This window comes from Undibacterium sp. SXout20W (genome assembly GCF_049340285.1).
Taxonomy (GTDB): Bacteria; Pseudomonadota; Gammaproteobacteria; order Burkholderiales; family Burkholderiaceae_D; genus Undibacterium.
The window spans coordinates 26,308-42,634 of sequence record NZ_JBMPPH010000010.1 but is presented as its reverse complement, the minus strand read 5'-3'; the positions used below and the strand labels follow the sequence as shown (position 1 = coordinate 42,634).

Genomic DNA, 16,327 nt, shown 5'->3' with positions numbered 1-16,327 from the left:
AGCTGTCTATGCTACGTTGAAATTTTTACGGCAAACGACAACAGACAGTGGCAGAGTTCGATTCAGAATTTCTTCAATAAGCACATTGACGAAATTGCGACAAGAACGACAATTACGACAATTAAGACAATTAAGACAATTAAGACACTCGTCGTAATTGTTTAGACTTTGGATAGGATGCACGCAATAAAGTAGTCATGTTATGCGTGTCTAGTGGGCGATGATAGTAAAACCCTTGAAATAAGTCGCAACCAACCTCTTTCAAAAACAATTCCTGACTTTCATTTTCGACACCCTCGGCAACGGTCGTGCAAGCAAGAATTTTCGCCAGGGAAACGATCGCCTTAATAATCATTTCACTCTTGCGGTTGTAACTGATTTGCGCAACAAATGAACGATCAATCTTCACTGTGTGCGCCGGAAAATGACTCAATTTTGATAATGACGAATAACCTGTACCAAAGTCATCAATTGCAATCCGATAACCATGATTTTTTAAAGAATGTAAATGCTGGATAGACAGCGCTTCATTAGCACTTAATCCGGTCTCGGTGATTTCAAATTCTAAATACTCGGGCTTAACCTGGTACCGTTGACATGTCTTATCAATCAACTCTAATAAGCCAGGTTGTGCAATATCGCTGGCAGCAAGGTTGAGGGCAATAACAGGACTCTCACCAAATTCGTCGAGCCAACTTCGTATTTGCTGACACGCCTGATCGAGTACAAAGTGACTGACTTGGTGTATCAAACCTGAGCGCTCTGCAATCGGAACAAACTCTGCAGGTGAGACTTTGCCCAGATTTTGTGACTTCCACCTTAACAAGGCTTCGACACCTGCGATACTGCCATCGTGAGCGACTTTAGGTTGGTACAAGAGATAAAATTCGTGTTGTCTGAGTCCGTTCACAATACCAACTTCAATTTCCACATGGCGCAATATTTGCTGGGCATCGTCTTCATCAAATAAAGTTACCCGCTGATCATTCGAACGACGTGCCGAATCAAGTGCGACTTCACTGCGGCGTATAACGTCATCAGGATCGCTATCTTCGGATCGGATAATTGCAATACCGGCTGAAAACTGGATTAGTAGTTTTTCATCGTTCAGCTCAACTTCATTTGGCATACTCTGCCGTACTTGATCCACAAATTGAATCACATCCTGCGGACTACGCAAATGATCGACAACAAATGAAAACACAATGCTACGCAAGCGGGCGCAAAAACAATTTTTTGGTAACACTTGGGTTAATTCATCGGCAAACCGGCGTAATAAAACATCGCCAGTTTGTGCGCCATATTGCTGATTCGCATGACGAATACTATTCAGTCTAAACGATACGACCGCCGTTACATTTAATTGTGCAGGGTCCGGATTAACTAATAAGGCTTGTAAATATTGACGGAGCATGCCGCGATTGGGCAAATCCGTCAGTGCATCGTGATTGCTAAGGTAATCTTCACGTTCTTGACTTAATTGCAATGCATGATGCATGTTGTGCAAATTAGATACGTCCCTCAATGCAACAATATAATGGTCCGAGGAAGTCTGCGAAATATTGTCTAACGCCACCATTTTTCCATCGCGCGTTCGATATGCCGATAGACGTAAATTCCCATTATCATCCGACTCTGACGACTTAAACCGGACACTGTCTTCAATCGATAACCAGTTAAACAAAGCCAATTCAGGATCATTCTTAGGATCCCGTCCCAACAACATATTTGCTTGATGATTAGCTTGTAGAATCTGACCAAATGCATCTGTCAGCAACAACGCCGTCCCCGCATTTTCAAATATTTCCTGATATTGCGTGTAACTCACAGTGAGCGCGTCACTAGCATCTCGAAAACGTCCCAATGAGACATCAAACGCATACAACACGCGGAACACGGCGAGCGGCAGACAGATATTAAGAAACAGGAACAAAAGTGCATGTATGTATTGCGGAGCATACGCTAACGTCACTTGCAGGTTGACAAGGTGTGGTACCGGCACGCCAAAGAGAAAGAACAAGAATGTCAAAGTATTGACGAACATTAAACACAAGGCCAGGCGCGTACCAAAAAAAACGCGGGCAAGGATCGGGCTGACATAGGCAAACACATAGCCTAGCTTTGCTAACGCCGGATCCTGGACAGTACAAACGATAAATATTGCGCTGCCGTAGACGTTGGCAATCAATAAACCAGCGCCTACTTTCACGGAGCGGCTAGAAAAATACAATGCCAGCATTTTTACAGCATAAAAAAAACTGACCACCCACAGAAGCCGATAAGCGCCTTGCACTGCTGCAGTGATTGAACTATGGATTGCTATCCAGCCTTCGAGTATAAAGCTCGACAGCAAAATAATACGAAGGGCGCTAATTTTCCAGGCAGCATGTTCGGCAGGCGTGAGAGCACTCTCATTCAGGAAAAGCCAGCGAAACATAGATTTTAATTATCGATAGTAGGTAAGCGTGGACAAAAGAAAAATGCAGATCTGTTGAGAACATCCATTTTTTAATGCAAAAAAATAATTTCGTCCGCATCAACACAATCCGCGTTGTTTTGCGTAACTCTTTACCTATTTATTGTTACATTTTTTTCCACATTATGCAGCACAATACTTGTGAATGTGACATACGAAACACAGAATTACACTTGACACTAGACGACTGGTCTACTAATATAGCTGACATTATGACGCTATCTTCAATACGATCTCTGCACCAAGATACTCGCGAACGCATACTTGCGACGGGTGAAGAGCTCATCTCTGGTCGAGGCTTCAGCGCACTGGGGCTCAGTGAGATCCTGGCAGCGGCGGCCGTTCCGAAAGGTTCTTTCTACCATTATTTTCAGTCCAAAGAAGGTTTTGGGGTAGCAATGCTGGAACGCTACTTCGCTGACTACCAACAGCGTTTGCAAGTGTTGTTTGACAATTCCGAAATGACTTCCTTGCAACGCTTAATGACCTACTTCAGCAATTGGCAGGCAATGGCTGAAAGCACTGAATGCCATAAGCTTTGCCTTGCCGTTAAATTGGCTGCAGAGGTATCGGATTTGTCGGAACCTATGCGTGCGGCTTTATCGATAGGTATGAGCGGCATTACAGAACAAATCGCCCAAGCGGTGCGTACCGCACAGAATGAAGGCAGCGTCTCGAATAAACTGAATGCGATTGAAATTGCGGAATCTTTGTATGGAATGTGGGTCGGAGCGTCCTTACTGACCAAAGTAAACCGTCAATTGCGTCCATTACAACTGGCGCTAAGGCAGACTGAAGTTCTTTTACAGTCTTGAATTTTATTGTTAAGTTTTATTGTTAAGTTTTATTGTTGAGTTTCAATGTGGACTTCATTATTGGGATTCACCATTTTGAGTCACTATTGTGATTCAGTTGCAAGTATCACCGTCAATCAGTAAGTTTGATAAAAAATTAAAGTAGATGGGCATGCGCCCATTTTTTTGACACAACCACTAGACGACCGGTCTAATTTAAAAGGACATACGATGTATAACAAATTACTCTCCCCTTTACAGGTAGGTAGCGTGCAATTGAAAAATCGCGTAATCATGGCGCCATTAACTCGATCCCGTGCGGGTCAACCTGGCGATGTGCCGCGTGCAATGAACGTGGAATACTACGCCCAGCGCGCCAGCGCTGGTCTGATCGTCACTGAAGCAAGCCAAATCTCACGCCAAGGCCAAGGCTATGCGTGGACACCTGGTATCTACACCGATGCGCAGCAAGCAGGATGGAAAACGGTGGTCGATGCGGTTCATGCTAAAGGTGGAAAAATTGCTCTACAACTGTGGCATGTAGGCCGTATCTCCCATACATTACTGCAAGAAAATGAGGCCGCACCCGTTTCTGCCTCTGCGATTACTGCAGCAAACAGCCAATGCTTCGTCATTCAAAAGGATGGCACGCCAGCCAACGTGCAAACGTCGGAACCGCGTGCATTGAGCTTAGAAGAAATACCAGGCATCGTAGATCAATACCGCCAAGCAACGCTACGCGCAAAGAATGCTGGATTTGATCTGGTCGAAGTACATGCTGCAAATGGTTATTTATTGCAACAATTTATGTCGACCAATAGCAATATTCGCACCGATGCGTACGGTGGCAGCTTAGAAAATCGCGCACGCTTAACGCTTGAAGCCGTCGATGCAGCAATTGCTGTTATTGGCGCTGATCGCGTTGGCGTACGTATGTCGCCTAATTTTGTGGCGCACGGCATTCATGATTTAGAAGCAGAAGCAATTGCGCTTTATCTGGCAAAAGAATTCACTGCACGAGGTATTGCTTACCTGCATATTGCTGAGCCTGATTGGGCTGGCGGTGCTGAGTTGACCAGCAGTTTCCGTCAGCAACTGCGCGACGCTTTCCCAGGTCCAATTATCTGTTGTGGCGGCTATTCGGCTGCTGAAGCAGACCCGTTAATCGTCAGTGGTCTGGCGGATGCCGTCGCGTTTGGCCGCCCCTATATCGCCAATCCAGATTTGGTGGAGCGTTTCGCGGCAGGCGCTGAACTCAATAAACCTGATCGTACGACCTTCTACGGTGGTGATGAAAAAGGTTATACGGACTATCCTACCTTGGCGCAAGTCGCATAATAATATTAAAAAGTGCGCTGATTACGCCTAGGTAATAGCAACTATAAATTAATAGCAACTATAAATTTATAGCAACTTTAAATCGCACTTATCGGTAAACTGGTTGGGTGCGATCCAGATGAACATGAGATTGAGAAAGTTCAAAGGATTGCACCTTTTTTGCCTTAGATGGCAGTGATTTGCTATGTTGTCATCACAGGCACATTGAGTGCGTGAATAATCGGACATTGCATCTCGGTCGTGCAAGCGCTGCATTCATTAATTAACTGCGCCAAAGTCGTTTCCATGCGTTGCAAATCCTGCAGCTTGGCACGTACCTGTGCCAAGCGCTCGCTGGCGATCTCGCGTATAGAATCTCTATCATTCCTATCTTCCAATTGTAGAAGATGGGCAATTTCATCAAGCGAAAATCCAAGCTCCTGTGCCCGCTTGATAAAGCGAATACGATCTGCCAAAGTCGCAGAATACTTACGAAAACCAGCGCCAGCCGCAGGTAAAGGTAATAATTCACGTTTTTGATAGTAACGTATGGTTTCCACCCCCACTCCCGCCGCTTGTGCGAGCTGTCCTATCGTATATTGAGGTAGATCAGTGATTGGGTCTGGCTTTTGCATATAGTCCTTGACTCTGTTCTTAGGTACAGAGTCTATGATATGTGGAATGAAGAAGAAGGAGAATAGTCTTGACTAAAGAACATACAGATCATCAACAGCAAGGTGATTGTTGCGGCAAACAACTACCTGATGGCGCAAATTCAGCAGATTCGAACAAAAAATATACTGATCCAGTCTGCGGAATGCAAGTCGCTAAAGATTCTGAAAAGACAGCGCGTTTTCAAGGCGTTGCTTACTATTTTTGCAGTCAGTCATGTCAACGTCAATTTGATGCTGCGCCAGAAAATTATGTCAAAGCCAAAAAGGTCATTGGTCTAGGTAAAATTCCTTCAGTGACTCGCAATGCTGTGACGACCGAAACCATGCAGCAAGACCTCAACGGCGCGCATAAAGACCCAGTATGCGGCATGAGCGTCAACGATAGCACACCTCACCAAACAACGAATGATGGGATTCGCTATTATTTTTGCTGTGCATCCTGCCTGAAAAAATTCGAATCAGATCCTGCCTCCTGGCTGAATCCCACATTACGCCCCATACCAAAAGCAGGTGCAAAAGACGCACTCTATATGTGTCCTATGGATCCGGAAATTGAACAAATCGGGCCAGGGATTTGTCCGATTTGCGGCATGGCATTAGAACCTAAAGAAGCGAGTGCGGAAGAAGACACCGGCGAACTTGACGACATGCGAAAGCGCTTCAAGTTGAGCGTATGGTTCAGCCTGCCACTGCTAGTGCTTAGTATGAGTGATATGTTGCCAGGCGTTTCATTCCACAATTTACTGGGCATGACTTTATTTAACTGGTTGCAATGGGCATTGGCAACACCGGTCGTTCTCTGGTTAGGTAAGCCATTTTTCGAACGTGCTATGGCTTCATTCAGAAGCGGACATCTGAATATGTTTAGCTTGATTGGCATCGGAACTGCGAGTGCATATTTGTTTAGCTCATTTGCTTTACTGTTGCCCAATGTTCTGCCGGCAGCATTCAAAATGAACGGCATGGTGCCTCTTTATTTTGAAGCGTCCGCGGTGATTATTACTCTCGTGTTGCTAGGGCAAGTGTTAGAACTTGGGGCTCGTTCAAGAACTAATATGGCATTGAAATCATTACTAGGATTAACGCCGTCAACGACAACCAGAGTCGCTGAAGATGGATCGGAAAGCGACATCGCTGTAGCTGACATTGCGGTGGGTGACGTGCTGCGCGTAAAGCCCGGCACGCATGTTCCCGTTGATGGCAAGGTTATCGACGGCCACTCGTATGTCGATGAGTCAATGTTGACCGGTGAATCCGTCGCCGTCGTAAAAAATCCCCATGATCAACTGCATGCGGGAACGATGAATCAGCAAGGCAGCATGAAAATGCGCGCCGAAAAAATCGGCAAAGATACCTTGCTTGCCAAAATCATTGATATGGTAAATCAAGCCAGTCGATCGCGCGCACCAATACAAGGCTTGGCTGATCGCGTGGCGGGCTGGTTTGTACCAACGGTCATCGGCGCTGCGTTGTTGGCGTTCGCAGGATGGGCATTTTTTGGCCCGGCACCAGCAATGGCGAATGGCTTGATGGCTGCTGTTTCAGTGCTCATCATCGCCTGCCCTTGTGCGTTAGGTTTAGCGACGCCAATGTCGATTACGGTTGGCATCGGTCGAGGTGCCATTGAAGGCGTACTCATAAAAAATGCCGAAGCCTTAGAATTACTAGAAAAAATCGATACCTTGGTTATCGACAAAACTGGTACCTTAACCGAGGGTAAACCATCAGTTCAGAATTATCTGATTGCCACCGGCGAGAATGAAGAACACATACTGGCGATTGCTCAACTGATCGAACAACAAAGCGAACATCCGCTCGCGACTTCGGTCATTGATTTCGTTCGCAGTAAATATCCAATTCTTCAACCATCCCACGAAACGATCAGCAACTTTACAGCAATCACTGGCCTTGGTGTACAGGCTGAGATCAACCGTATGCCAGTTTTGCTTGGTAAGCCTGCATTCTTAGTTAATGCTCAAATTGACTTGAGCGATTTTGAAGTTCACATCGCACAATCAGAAGCTCGTGGCGAAACGGTAATCGTGATGGCATTGAATCATCGATTAGTCGCGCTGTTTAGTATCGCCGATAGAATCAAAGTGAGCAGTCAGTCAGCGGTACAGCAGTTGCAGCAACAAGGGATACGGATCATTTTAATGACTGGCGACAATTTACATGCTGCTGAAATGGTGGCAAAACAACTTAACATCAAAGAAATACACGCCAACGTATTACCAGAAGATAAATTCCGTTTGATCAAATCTTTACAAGAACAAGGTGATCTGGTCGCCATGGCAGGCGATGGCATCAATGATGCACCCGCATTAGCCCAGGCCAATGTCGGTATTGCAATGGGCACGGGAACCGACGTCGCTATGCACAGCGCTCACGTCGTGCTCGTAAAAGGAGATTTACGCAGCATTGCGAAAGCACGCCAATTAAGTGTCGCCACAATGAAAAATATCCGACAAAACTTGTTCTTTGCTTTTGCTTATAACTTGATCGGAGTACCCATTGCTGCCGGTATTCTTTATCCATGGTGTGGCATTTTACTCAGTCCGATGATTGCCAGCGCCGCGATGAGTTTGAGTTCGGTTTCAGTGATTAGTAATGCGCTACGACTGCGTTCGGCAACAATTTGACTCTGTATGATCGTCTGCTGTGGTGTACGCCGAAAAAGTCTGCTTCTCGAGAGAGAGCAAATTTAAGATTTGCACACTATCGGGTAACGTTTGATATTGAATTGTATTATTTATGGAGCAAGCATTTTATCGCAGCGCACAATTTTATCGAACCCTGTAAAATACGCGTTTGACTGAACACTCTCTGGCTGTTCAGATTTGAACTTGTGGATAGTTTTTCTCTTTTTGGTAAGATTTTTATGCGCCCTCACCTCGCTGTATTTTTTGCATCTGCTGCATTGACTCTTGCGCCATTCAGCCATAGTGCCGAAAATAATTCTGGCACCCAAAATAGCGGAAAAAAATCAAATCAAAAAATGGTAACCCATACAATTTATGCAGCGGGCGATATTGCCGACTGCAAAAAAAGTCCAGCCACACAGAGTATGGCCGCACGCACTGCCGACATTATCGCTAGTGGCTTAGAGGCTGACAAAAACGCTGTTGCTGTCACGCTTGGCGACAACACCTATCCGGTTGGCAAACCTGAAGAGTTTAGTAATTGCTATGATCCAACCTGGGGGCGTTTTAAAGAACGAACCTTGCCCTCTCCTGGAAATCACGATTATGCAATGCCAAAAGCGATCGGCTACTACAATTACTTTGGTGATATTGCGGGCCCTGAGCGCCGTGGCTATTACTCAACGATGCTGGGTAGTTGGCACATTATTTCGCTCAACAGTAACTTAAACCCACAGGATATGCAAAAGCAGCTTGCTTGGTTACAGACAACGATCACAAGTAGCAAATCGTCCTGTACCTTGGCTTTCTGGCATCATCCTGCGTATAGCTCGGGCGGTCACGGAAATAATGAAAATATGCAAGCGGCCTGGAAGATGTTAGTGCAAGCCAAAGCAGACATCGTCTTGAGCGGTCACGACCACGATTATGAACGCTTTACACCGATGAACGAAAACGGCGACAAAGACGAAAAGAACGGTATCCGGAATTTTGTCGTGGGTACTGGTGGTGCCAAATTAACACCGATGTTTTTACCAAAACTGACGACTGAAATTCGCAGCAACTCTAGCAACGGCGTGCTTAAACTGAGTTTGCATGACAAGTCTTACGAATGGGAATTTATTCCCGTTCCTGGTGCGACGTTTACCGATAAAGGTCAGGGAGTTTGCCACTAAGTGGTGACATCATTAACGCATCCGATGAGATCGAGGCAAGTAAAATAAAAGTCGCAAACCGTGTCAATCGCGACTTGCCAAAGCAAGGTACACCTAATACCGGCGCGGATTGCAGCCACCTTATTTTTGCCGCAGTCGTGTAGAGCTGGACACACTGGCAAAAAACCGAGCAAACACGATCACAATATGTGTTGTGCCCACTTGACGTCCAAGTGCTATGAAAATCGGCTTGTGATTCGGCCACTCAACATACAATTCTAATGATATTCATCATTCAAAATTCAAATAAAGAATAAGGTTTTTTTAGGACTATAATCAACTACGGCTCAACAGCTTAGTGCGTCTTCTCGTCTAAGTTGTTCTTTCCCGCGTCCGCCAGGCGCATTACGGAGTCGTTATGCATATTGAAGAAACCCTGAGGCTTGATTTTAAAGACGTGTTGATCCGTCCAAAGCGCTCCACTCTTACCTCCCGTTCCCAAGTTGATTTAGAGCGTGAATTTGTTTTTCACCATTCGCGTAAAACCTACCGCGGGATTCCTATCATCGCTGCGAATATGGACTCTACCGGTACCATAGAGATGGCGACCGCCTTAGAAGGACATCAGCTTTCTGTCGCTCTGCACAAGCATTACGATGAAGATACGCTGGTCAATTATTTCTCCGGCTTACAAAAAAAATCGACTGCGTTTTACTCTATGGGTATCACGCAAACGGATTTTGAGAAGTTTTCTGCCGTTATGGCCCGCGCGCATAACGCCATCGAGTACGTTTGCATCGACGTTGCGAACGGCTATACCGAAGGCTTTATCAATTTTGTCAAAAAAGTCCGAGGTAGCTATCCACATCTGACCATCATGGCCGGCAACGTCGTCACTGGTGACATCACCGAAGAATTAATTTTAGCGGGTGCTGATATTGTGAAAGTTGGTATTGGTCCGGGATCGGTCTGCACGACGCGCAAAATGACAGGTGTTGGTTATCCACAGTTATCGGCAATCATTGAGTGTGCCGATGCTGCGCATGGCCTCGGAGGCCAGATTTGTGCAGATGGTGGTTGTGTTGTGCCTGGAGACTTAGCAAAGGCATTTGGCGGTGGCGCCGATTTTATTATGCTCGGCGGTATGTTGGCCGGCCACGACGAATGCGCTGGTGATCTGGTGGAGCGAAACGGTGAAAAATTCAAACGTTTCTACGGTATGAGCAGTCGTGCCGCAATGGATAAATATGCTGGTGGTGTGGCTAAATACCGCGCGTCTGAAGGTAAAGAAGTTTTAATACCTTATCGCGGCCCTGTCGATGCAAGTATGCAAGACATACTCGGCGGCGTACGCTCCGCATGCACCTATGTGGGCGCACACAAACTCAAAGAGTTGACAAAACGGACTACCTTTATCCGTGTCACTCAGCAGTTAAATGAAGTATTTGGAAAATCTTGATGCTTTGAATTTTCTTTGAATTCTTTTCATTGACAGTGCGAAGCCGCGTGGGTTGTTGACACGCGGCTCTTTATTTGTCGAGCATAAAGTCATCGTTGTACTCTGCCCATAAACTTGTCGCAAAACAAGTAGCAATTCTTCGCACCACACCATGTCACTTTCCCTCTGACAACATTGGCATGATTCCTGCTATTCAAACACAACAAAACAGCGCATCGTTGAACGGATTGCCACTTAATATATTGCGATGGCAAAATATCCGTGGCACGATAGAACGCTGTTTTACACCATGTCGACGGCGCTAGATTTTCGTGATGAAAATCTACACTTTTCTGTCAACTTTGTTTTAGAAAAGCGTTGGAAATTTTAGTAGCAACCGATTTATATGTGGAGAGATATGAATAAGGTAGTTAAGAATAATTGGCTTAGCGTTTATGGATCCCTATTTAGTATCGTTTGCACAGGCCTTATCCTCACCGCCTGCTCTAAAAATCCTCCGACAGAAGAAGCGAAACAAACGGCTTCCATCGAAAGCCCACAAGTACCAACTGCACCACCAACCGGCTTGGTCAAAAATCCAGTCAGCCAGAATAAAGTAGCGGATGTCACACAATGGATGGACCAAGCTTCAACAAAAACAGCAACGCAAATTGCACAGGCTGAAAAGCTCGCCAGAGAACAAAAAGAGCTCAGGGATAAACAATTATTTGAAGCAAAACGTCCGCCTGAAAACAAAGCGCTCGTTGCCAAAAATGATGCCGTAATTACGAATTCACAAGTCCCTGCTACTACGCCAATTAAAGTGCCAGAAGCAAAAGCAGTCGAACCAGCACCAGTCGTCGTTGCTGGCGCACCGGCACCAGTTATCGTCGCGAGCGCACCGGCACAAAATATTGCATCTGCATCTGCGACAACGAAGCCCGCTCCAGAAGCAGAGCGTATTGCACTTAAATTAGTTAATAATGTACAACCCAAGTATCCGGTCAGCGCAGTGAGAGCTGGCATTACTGAAGGAACAGTCAGCGCACGAATTCATATCGATACGGATGGAAAAGTTTCTCAAGTTGATATTTTAAAAGCACGTCCATCCAAGGTTTTTGAAAAAGAAGTGATCGCATCACTTTCTCAATGGAAATACGCACCCATTACAAAACCGCAGACTGCAATTCTTGAATTCAGTTTTAAATCGGAACAATAAAAGCGCCCGTTCGCCGGGCAAGCAGTAACCACGAGAGCGAGCGCCAATTCATGGATGCATTAAAGCGCTGGCGGTTTGCCGTTTTCTGATCAAATGAAGAGTAACTGAAATTTAATCGCGCACCAAGTCTGTGCAAACCGCGACTAATCTCGCGGTTTGGTTTACTCACAGTGCAAATTCACGTTGTCAATATTGTGCCGATGACTTGGGGTCAGGGGTCAGGGGTCAGGTGTTAGGAATCAAGCCCAATTCTGGTCCAGACATCACTTTCTCAATATCCAACAAAATAATCATTCGGCCATCGATATCGCCGAGACCGATGAGGTAATCAGTAGAAAATGTCGTACCTAATTCTGGTGCTGGTTTGATCGTGCCTGCAGACAGCGTGACAACGTCAGAGACGCTGTCAACGATCATTCCGATGACCTTCCCCCTGATATTAAGCACAATGACGACAGTAGAATCATCAAAATTGTCTGCACCAGTGTTAAATCGCAACCGCATATCAATTACCGGCACGATCACGCCGCGCAAATTCATCACACCTTTGAGGTAATCAGGCGCATTCGCAATGCGGGTCAGGGTTTCAAAGTTACGAATTTCCTGGGTTTGCAAAATGTGGATGCCATATTCCTCAGTCCCTAGTCTGAATGCCAGAAACTCTTGATCAATCTGATGTTCCGTTTGATTTTGATGGTCAGCTACTTGATTTGCGAGATCAAATTCACTCATGGAATTCCCCTAAAAAAAATGAAATGCATCTGTACTTCACTTTAGACAATGAACTATCTCAGCCCAAATATTTGATGCGACAAGCCATGCAAGAATGAATCACAATGTACCACAAAGCCCTATTTTGATGTTCTACAGGAAACATAAGCTAACAATTAGTTCAATTCTCGTCCGCGTTGTCAGACGGTATTCTGCTTACGCTCTTTTTCTAACTCGTCACCGGCTTTTCACTTGATGCCAGCCAAACGACGTAAAACATGCGCAGCTGCCATTAAGCCAAATGACGCAGTAACAACGATCGATGAACCAAAACCCGCACAATTAAGACCAGTGACGCCGGACGCATTGGTTGTTGTTTTTGTTACATTAAGAACATCCAAATCAGTTGCAGCCCCCCCCGCATCCGCAAGGTTCACGACGCAAACCTCAGCCGTTTCTGGCATCGTCAGTGCCTCCATGGAAAACACCGCGTCAATGCCGAATTTACTCTTCGCACCTCGTGGAAATCCATGATTCTGTCGCAGCCGTTTTCTCACCAGCGCCAACAAAGGCTCTTGCTCCGTTCTCGACAAGTCCCGAATCTCAATTTTCGCAGGGTCGGTCTGTCCGCCTGCAGCGCCAATGGTGATCAAAGGCATCGCGTGTTCACGACAATAGGCAATTAACGCAGTTTTCGCTTTTACGTTGTCAATTGCATCAACAATGTAGTCAAACTTTGTTTGCGCGAACAATGCTTCCAGATTATCAGGCGTAACAAAATCCTCAATTTCTGTTACCTGACAAAACGGGTTAATCAAGGCGATGCGCTCTGACAACGCAGTTACTTTGGCTTTACCTAAGGTATCGCTGTTTGCCTGTATCTGTCTGTTAATATTGGATTCAGCCACATTATCCAAATCGATCATTGTTATATGGCCGATTGCACTACGGGCTAAGGCCTCTACAACCCAGGAGCCAACACCACCGACGCCAATAACACAAACATGGGCGTTTTTAAAATTTTCCAATCCAGCAGCGCCGTAAAGACGGGCAATGCCGCCAAATCGGCGTTCGAAATCGATATCTGAAATTTGTTGCATAATAAGCTTAGTAAGAAATTATCCGCCATTTTACAAGACCGCGATTGATGTGTCGCAAGTAGCGTTAAAATGCGTATAGCATAATGTGATCAACCTCTCCAAAGGGAGTCAGCATGAATACCTTATTCGACAGTGCGCCTGGCTTTGATCAGCCTTTAGCAGTGTTAAAACATTGTCATGATCGTATTCGTAAGCAGTTGGCGACCTTAGAAAAACTCGTCAACCATCTGAACGATATTGGCATCGATGAAGACGCCCAGCATGCAGCTAAAGCAGTGTTAAGGTATTTTAGAAAAGCGGCTCCTCAACACCATGCGGACGAGGAAATTGATTTATTACCCGAGCTGGCGGCGACGGCAACTGGCGCGGATGCAACACTTTTGAAAGATTTGACAACGCAAATTCTGCGGCAGCACCAAGAAATGGAGCAATTGTGGAAAGTGTTAGAAGTACAACTGCAAGAAATTGAAGATGGTGAAGGTGCAGACCTATCGGCATCAGACGTGGAAGAATTTGCCGCACTATACGGCGAACATCTGGACATCGAAGAAAGTCACATTGCACCAATGGCATCGCGTTTGTTCAATGACGAACAAATGAAAAAACTGGGCGCAGCGATGCAGGCACGACGTGGTATTACTGCTTAACTTGCAGCAATTTGAATAACATGACGTTCCTAAAAGCTGATGCCCAGATAAATTAATGTGCTGATTTTTTATTTTTTAGTTTTTTCGGCTTAATTTTTAGCTCAGTTTTTATAAAGGAAACCTATGTCAATCGCTGATATCCGCAAAGATTATCAACAAGCTAGTCTGTCAGAAACGGATGTGACAAATGATCCGATTCAACAGTTTGGCACGTGGTTCGAACAGGCGCTCAATGCCGATGTAGCCGAAGCGAATGCGATGAGCCTGGCGACCGTTAATGCGAACGGTCGTCCATCGTCACGGATTGTTCTGATTAAAGAATTTGATCAACGCGGCTTTTGTTGGTTCACTAATTACGACAGCGCAAAAGGCAATGATCTGGCACAAAATCCGTATGGCGCATTATTATTTTTCTGGACTGCGCTGGAACGCCAGGTGCGCATAGAGGGACGTATCGAAAAGATCACTGCCCAAGAAAATGATGCTTATTTCCATAGCCGTCCACTGGGAAGCAGACAAGGTGCGCATGCATCTCACCAAAGTCAACCGATTCCAAACCGCGAAGCATTAGAGCAGCAACTGGCTGCTGTCATTGAAAAATTTGGTGATCAGCCGCCGCGCCCTGAACATTGGGGTGGTTATCGCCTGGTTCCTGAGAGAATTGAATTTTGGCAAGGACGCAGCTCTCGCTTGCATGATCGCATTGTCTACACTCGCGACGCCGACAATAGTTGGACAATTACTCGCTTACAACCGTAACAAAAAGCAATCAGCATAACGCCAATGAATTGATGCCACAGATTGTCGGTCAGACATCTGTGGCATTTTTCATCTGCGATCGCACCTTCAACTGTCGCCTACGTCACACAACGGTCATCAAACAGAAACGCCTTGTTACGAAACAAGCTATCGATTGCTACCCTCATCCATGTTAATCTCTGCGCTTTATGAATACGCCAATCATTCATGAGTAAAAAGAGAATCTTATTGTTAAGTGTCTCGGCGGGTGCCGGACATAAGCGCGCGGCAGAAGCAATACATGTCAATGCCTTGCAACACGCGCAACATCTTGAGGTTTGCCATCTTGATGTGATGGATTTTGTGACGGCTGGTTTTCGCAAAATTTATACAGATTTTTATATCAAACTAGTCAATAAAGCGCCAACTTTATGGGGCTACCTCTATAACGCCACCAATGAGGTGCAAGCGGACAGCACGATGGAACGCCTGAGACGTAGCCTCGAACGTCTGAATGCGCGCTCCTTATTAAAAACTATTGCCGATTTTGCTCCTGATGCGATTGTCTGTACCCATTTTTTACCGGCAGAGCTGCTGTCATGTCTCATTGTCAAAGGACGACTGCATTGCCCGGTATGGGTTCAAGTCACTGATTTCGATCTACACCGGATGTGGATCCACGAAAATATGGCAGGCTATTTTGCCGCCAACGATGAAATCGCTGAGCGTATGCGTCAAAATGGCATTGCCCCCGACCATATTCATATTACCGGCATTCCAGTCATGCCCGGCTTTATGTTGCACCCGGAACGCGCAGAATGCGCAGCGGCGCTTGGTCTGAATCCTGCGAAACCAACCGTGTTATTAATGGGAGGCGGCGCTGGGCTCGGCGGTTTAGATCAGGTAGCGCAACGTCTTTTGGCCTTAGAAGTAGATTTTCAGTTGATTGTGCTTGCTGGAAAAAATGTGGCAGCCCTTAAATCTTTACAAGTGATTGCTGAACAACAGCAAGGCAGATTAGTAGCGCTGGGCTTTACAGATAAAGTAGAACGTTTAATGGCATGTTCTGATCTGGTGATTACTAAACCCGGTGGATTAACCACCTCAGAGTGTCTGGCAATGGGCTTACCGATGATCGTCAACGCGCCTATTCCCGGCCAAGAAGAGCGGAATGCCGATTTTTTACTTGAACAAGGTGCCGCATTGAAAGCCTACGATGATCTCAGCCTGGCCTACCGTTTGGAACTGTTGCTATCCAGCCCAGACAAACTTCACACAATGCGCGCTGCCGCAACCTCTCTCGGAAAACCGAACGCAGCGTCCGATGTGATTTCAATCGTGTTGAGCCATACACAAAAAAATCATTAAGTATGCCTTTTTAAAAATATCCCTAAACTGAATTTAACCAGAATTTAGC

Annotated in this window: 13 protein-coding genes; 9 read left to right on the top strand and 4 right to left on the bottom strand. The window is 45.8% G+C overall.

What is annotated here, in order from left to right:
• Nucleotides 1-139: 139 nt before the first annotated feature.
• The gene (locus tag ACO0K1_RS07585; RefSeq protein ID WP_423024337.1) at nucleotides 140-2,437 is read right to left on the bottom strand and encodes a putative bifunctional diguanylate cyclase/phosphodiesterase; all 2,298 of its coding nucleotides are present in this window, start codon (nucleotides 2,435-2,437) and stop codon (nucleotides 140-142) included.
• A gap of 251 nt (nucleotides 2,438-2,688) precedes the next feature.
• Here ACO0K1_RS07585 and ACO0K1_RS07580 point away from each other — a divergent pair, with 251 nt between their 5' ends.
• Both ACO0K1_RS07580 and ACO0K1_RS07575 read left to right on the top strand, forming a co-directional pair.
• Entirely contained in the window at nucleotides 2,689-3,291 is a 603-nt protein-coding gene (locus tag ACO0K1_RS07580; RefSeq protein WP_423024335.1) for a TetR/AcrR family transcriptional regulator, read from the top strand.
• Between the two features lie 210 nt (nucleotides 3,292-3,501).
• Complete coding sequence (locus tag ACO0K1_RS07575) at nucleotides 3,502-4,608, top strand: alkene reductase (RefSeq protein ID WP_423024333.1); 1,107 nt, start codon at nucleotides 3,502-3,504, stop codon at nucleotides 4,606-4,608.
• A 182-nt stretch (nucleotides 4,609-4,790) separates the two neighbouring features.
• Here the strand turns inward: ACO0K1_RS07575 and ACO0K1_RS07570 are convergent, their stop codons facing one another.
• Complete coding sequence (locus tag ACO0K1_RS07570; protein ID WP_423024331.1) at nucleotides 4,791-5,222, bottom strand: MerR family transcriptional regulator; 432 nt, start codon at nucleotides 5,220-5,222, stop codon at nucleotides 4,791-4,793.
• A 68-nt stretch (nucleotides 5,223-5,290) separates the two neighbouring features.
• Here ACO0K1_RS07570 and ACO0K1_RS07565 point away from each other — a divergent pair, with 68 nt between their 5' ends.
• The 4 genes from ACO0K1_RS07565 (at nucleotide 5,291) to ACO0K1_RS07550 (ending at nucleotide 11,714) form a co-directional block, all read left to right on the top strand.
• Complete coding sequence (locus ACO0K1_RS07565; RefSeq protein WP_423024329.1) at nucleotides 5,291-7,903, top strand: heavy metal translocating P-type ATPase; 2,613 nt, start codon at nucleotides 5,291-5,293, stop codon at nucleotides 7,901-7,903.
• Between the two features lie 239 nt (nucleotides 7,904-8,142).
• The gene (locus ACO0K1_RS07560; protein WP_423024327.1) at nucleotides 8,143-9,078 is read left to right on the top strand and encodes a metallophosphoesterase family protein; all 936 of its coding nucleotides are present in this window, start codon (nucleotides 8,143-8,145) and stop codon (nucleotides 9,076-9,078) included.
• A 397-nt stretch (nucleotides 9,079-9,475) separates the two neighbouring features.
• Nucleotides 9,476-10,516, top strand: a complete 1,041-nt coding sequence (locus ACO0K1_RS07555; RefSeq protein ID WP_423024325.1) for a GMP reductase — start codon at nucleotides 9,476-9,478, stop codon at nucleotides 10,514-10,516.
• Between the two features lie 397 nt (nucleotides 10,517-10,913).
• Nucleotides 10,914-11,714, top strand: a complete 801-nt coding sequence (locus ACO0K1_RS07550; RefSeq protein WP_423024323.1) for a TonB family protein — start codon at nucleotides 10,914-10,916, stop codon at nucleotides 11,712-11,714.
• A 225-nt stretch (nucleotides 11,715-11,939) separates the two neighbouring features.
• On the opposite strand, the gene ACO0K1_RS07545 is transcribed toward ACO0K1_RS07550, so the two are convergent.
• Entirely contained in the window at nucleotides 11,940-12,446 is a 507-nt protein-coding gene (locus tag ACO0K1_RS07545; RefSeq protein WP_423024321.1) for a chemotaxis protein CheW, read from the bottom strand.
• 227 nt (nucleotides 12,447-12,673) lie between these two features.
• Nucleotides 12,674-13,525, bottom strand: a complete 852-nt coding sequence (locus ACO0K1_RS07540) for a tRNA threonylcarbamoyladenosine dehydratase (RefSeq protein WP_423024319.1) — start codon at nucleotides 13,523-13,525, stop codon at nucleotides 12,674-12,676.
• Between the two features lie 113 nt (nucleotides 13,526-13,638).
• Here ACO0K1_RS07540 and ACO0K1_RS07535 point away from each other — a divergent pair, with 113 nt between their 5' ends.
• The 3 genes from ACO0K1_RS07535 (at nucleotide 13,639) to ACO0K1_RS07525 (ending at nucleotide 16,278) form a co-directional block, all read left to right on the top strand.
• A complete protein-coding gene (locus ACO0K1_RS07535) occupies nucleotides 13,639-14,172 on the top strand; it encodes a hemerythrin domain-containing protein (protein WP_423024317.1) in 534 nt (177 codons plus the stop codon).
• 123 nt (nucleotides 14,173-14,295) lie between these two features.
• Nucleotides 14,296-14,931, top strand: coding sequence for a pyridoxamine 5'-phosphate oxidase (gene pdxH, locus ACO0K1_RS07530; protein ID WP_423024315.1), 636 nt, complete (start codon nucleotides 14,296-14,298; stop codon nucleotides 14,929-14,931).
• Nucleotides 14,932-15,138: 207 nt separating this feature from the next.
• Nucleotides 15,139-16,278: an MGDG synthase family glycosyltransferase gene (locus ACO0K1_RS07525; protein WP_423024313.1), complete on the top strand. Its 1,140-nt coding sequence runs from the start codon at nucleotides 15,139-15,141 to the stop codon at nucleotides 16,276-16,278.
• Nucleotides 16,279-16,327: the final 49 nt, after the last annotated feature.

Excerpts from the sequence above, each read along its gene's own strand:
- ACO0K1_RS07585 (WP_423024337.1), bottom strand. The coding sequence starts at position 2,437 with ATGTTTCGCTGGCTTTTCCTGAATGAGAGTGCTCTCACGCCTGCCGAA.
- ACO0K1_RS07580 (WP_423024335.1), top strand. The coding sequence starts at position 2,689 with ATGACGCTATCTTCAATACGATCTCTGCACCAAGATACTCGCGAACGC.
- ACO0K1_RS07575 (WP_423024333.1), top strand. The coding sequence starts at position 3,502 with ATGTATAACAAATTACTCTCCCCTTTACAGGTAGGTAGCGTGCAATTG.
- ACO0K1_RS07570 (WP_423024331.1), bottom strand. The coding sequence starts at position 5,222 with ATGCAAAAGCCAGACCCAATCACTGATCTACCTCAATATACGATAGGA.
- ACO0K1_RS07560 (WP_423024327.1), top strand. The coding sequence starts at position 8,143 with ATGCGCCCTCACCTCGCTGTATTTTTTGCATCTGCTGCATTGACTCTT.
- ACO0K1_RS07555 (WP_423024325.1), top strand. The coding sequence starts at position 9,476 with ATGCATATTGAAGAAACCCTGAGGCTTGATTTTAAAGACGTGTTGATC.
- ACO0K1_RS07550 (WP_423024323.1), top strand. The coding sequence starts at position 10,914 with ATGAATAAGGTAGTTAAGAATAATTGGCTTAGCGTTTATGGATCCCTA.
- ACO0K1_RS07545 (WP_423024321.1), bottom strand. The coding sequence starts at position 12,446 with ATGAGTGAATTTGATCTCGCAAATCAAGTAGCTGACCATCAAAATCAA.
- ACO0K1_RS07540 (WP_423024319.1), bottom strand. The coding sequence starts at position 13,525 with ATGCAACAAATTTCAGATATCGATTTCGAACGCCGATTTGGCGGCATT.
- ACO0K1_RS07535 (WP_423024317.1), top strand. The coding sequence starts at position 13,639 with ATGAATACCTTATTCGACAGTGCGCCTGGCTTTGATCAGCCTTTAGCA.
- pdxH (WP_423024315.1), top strand. The coding sequence starts at position 14,296 with ATGTCAATCGCTGATATCCGCAAAGATTATCAACAAGCTAGTCTGTCA.
- ACO0K1_RS07525 (WP_423024313.1), top strand. The coding sequence starts at position 15,139 with ATGAGTAAAAAGAGAATCTTATTGTTAAGTGTCTCGGCGGGTGCCGGA.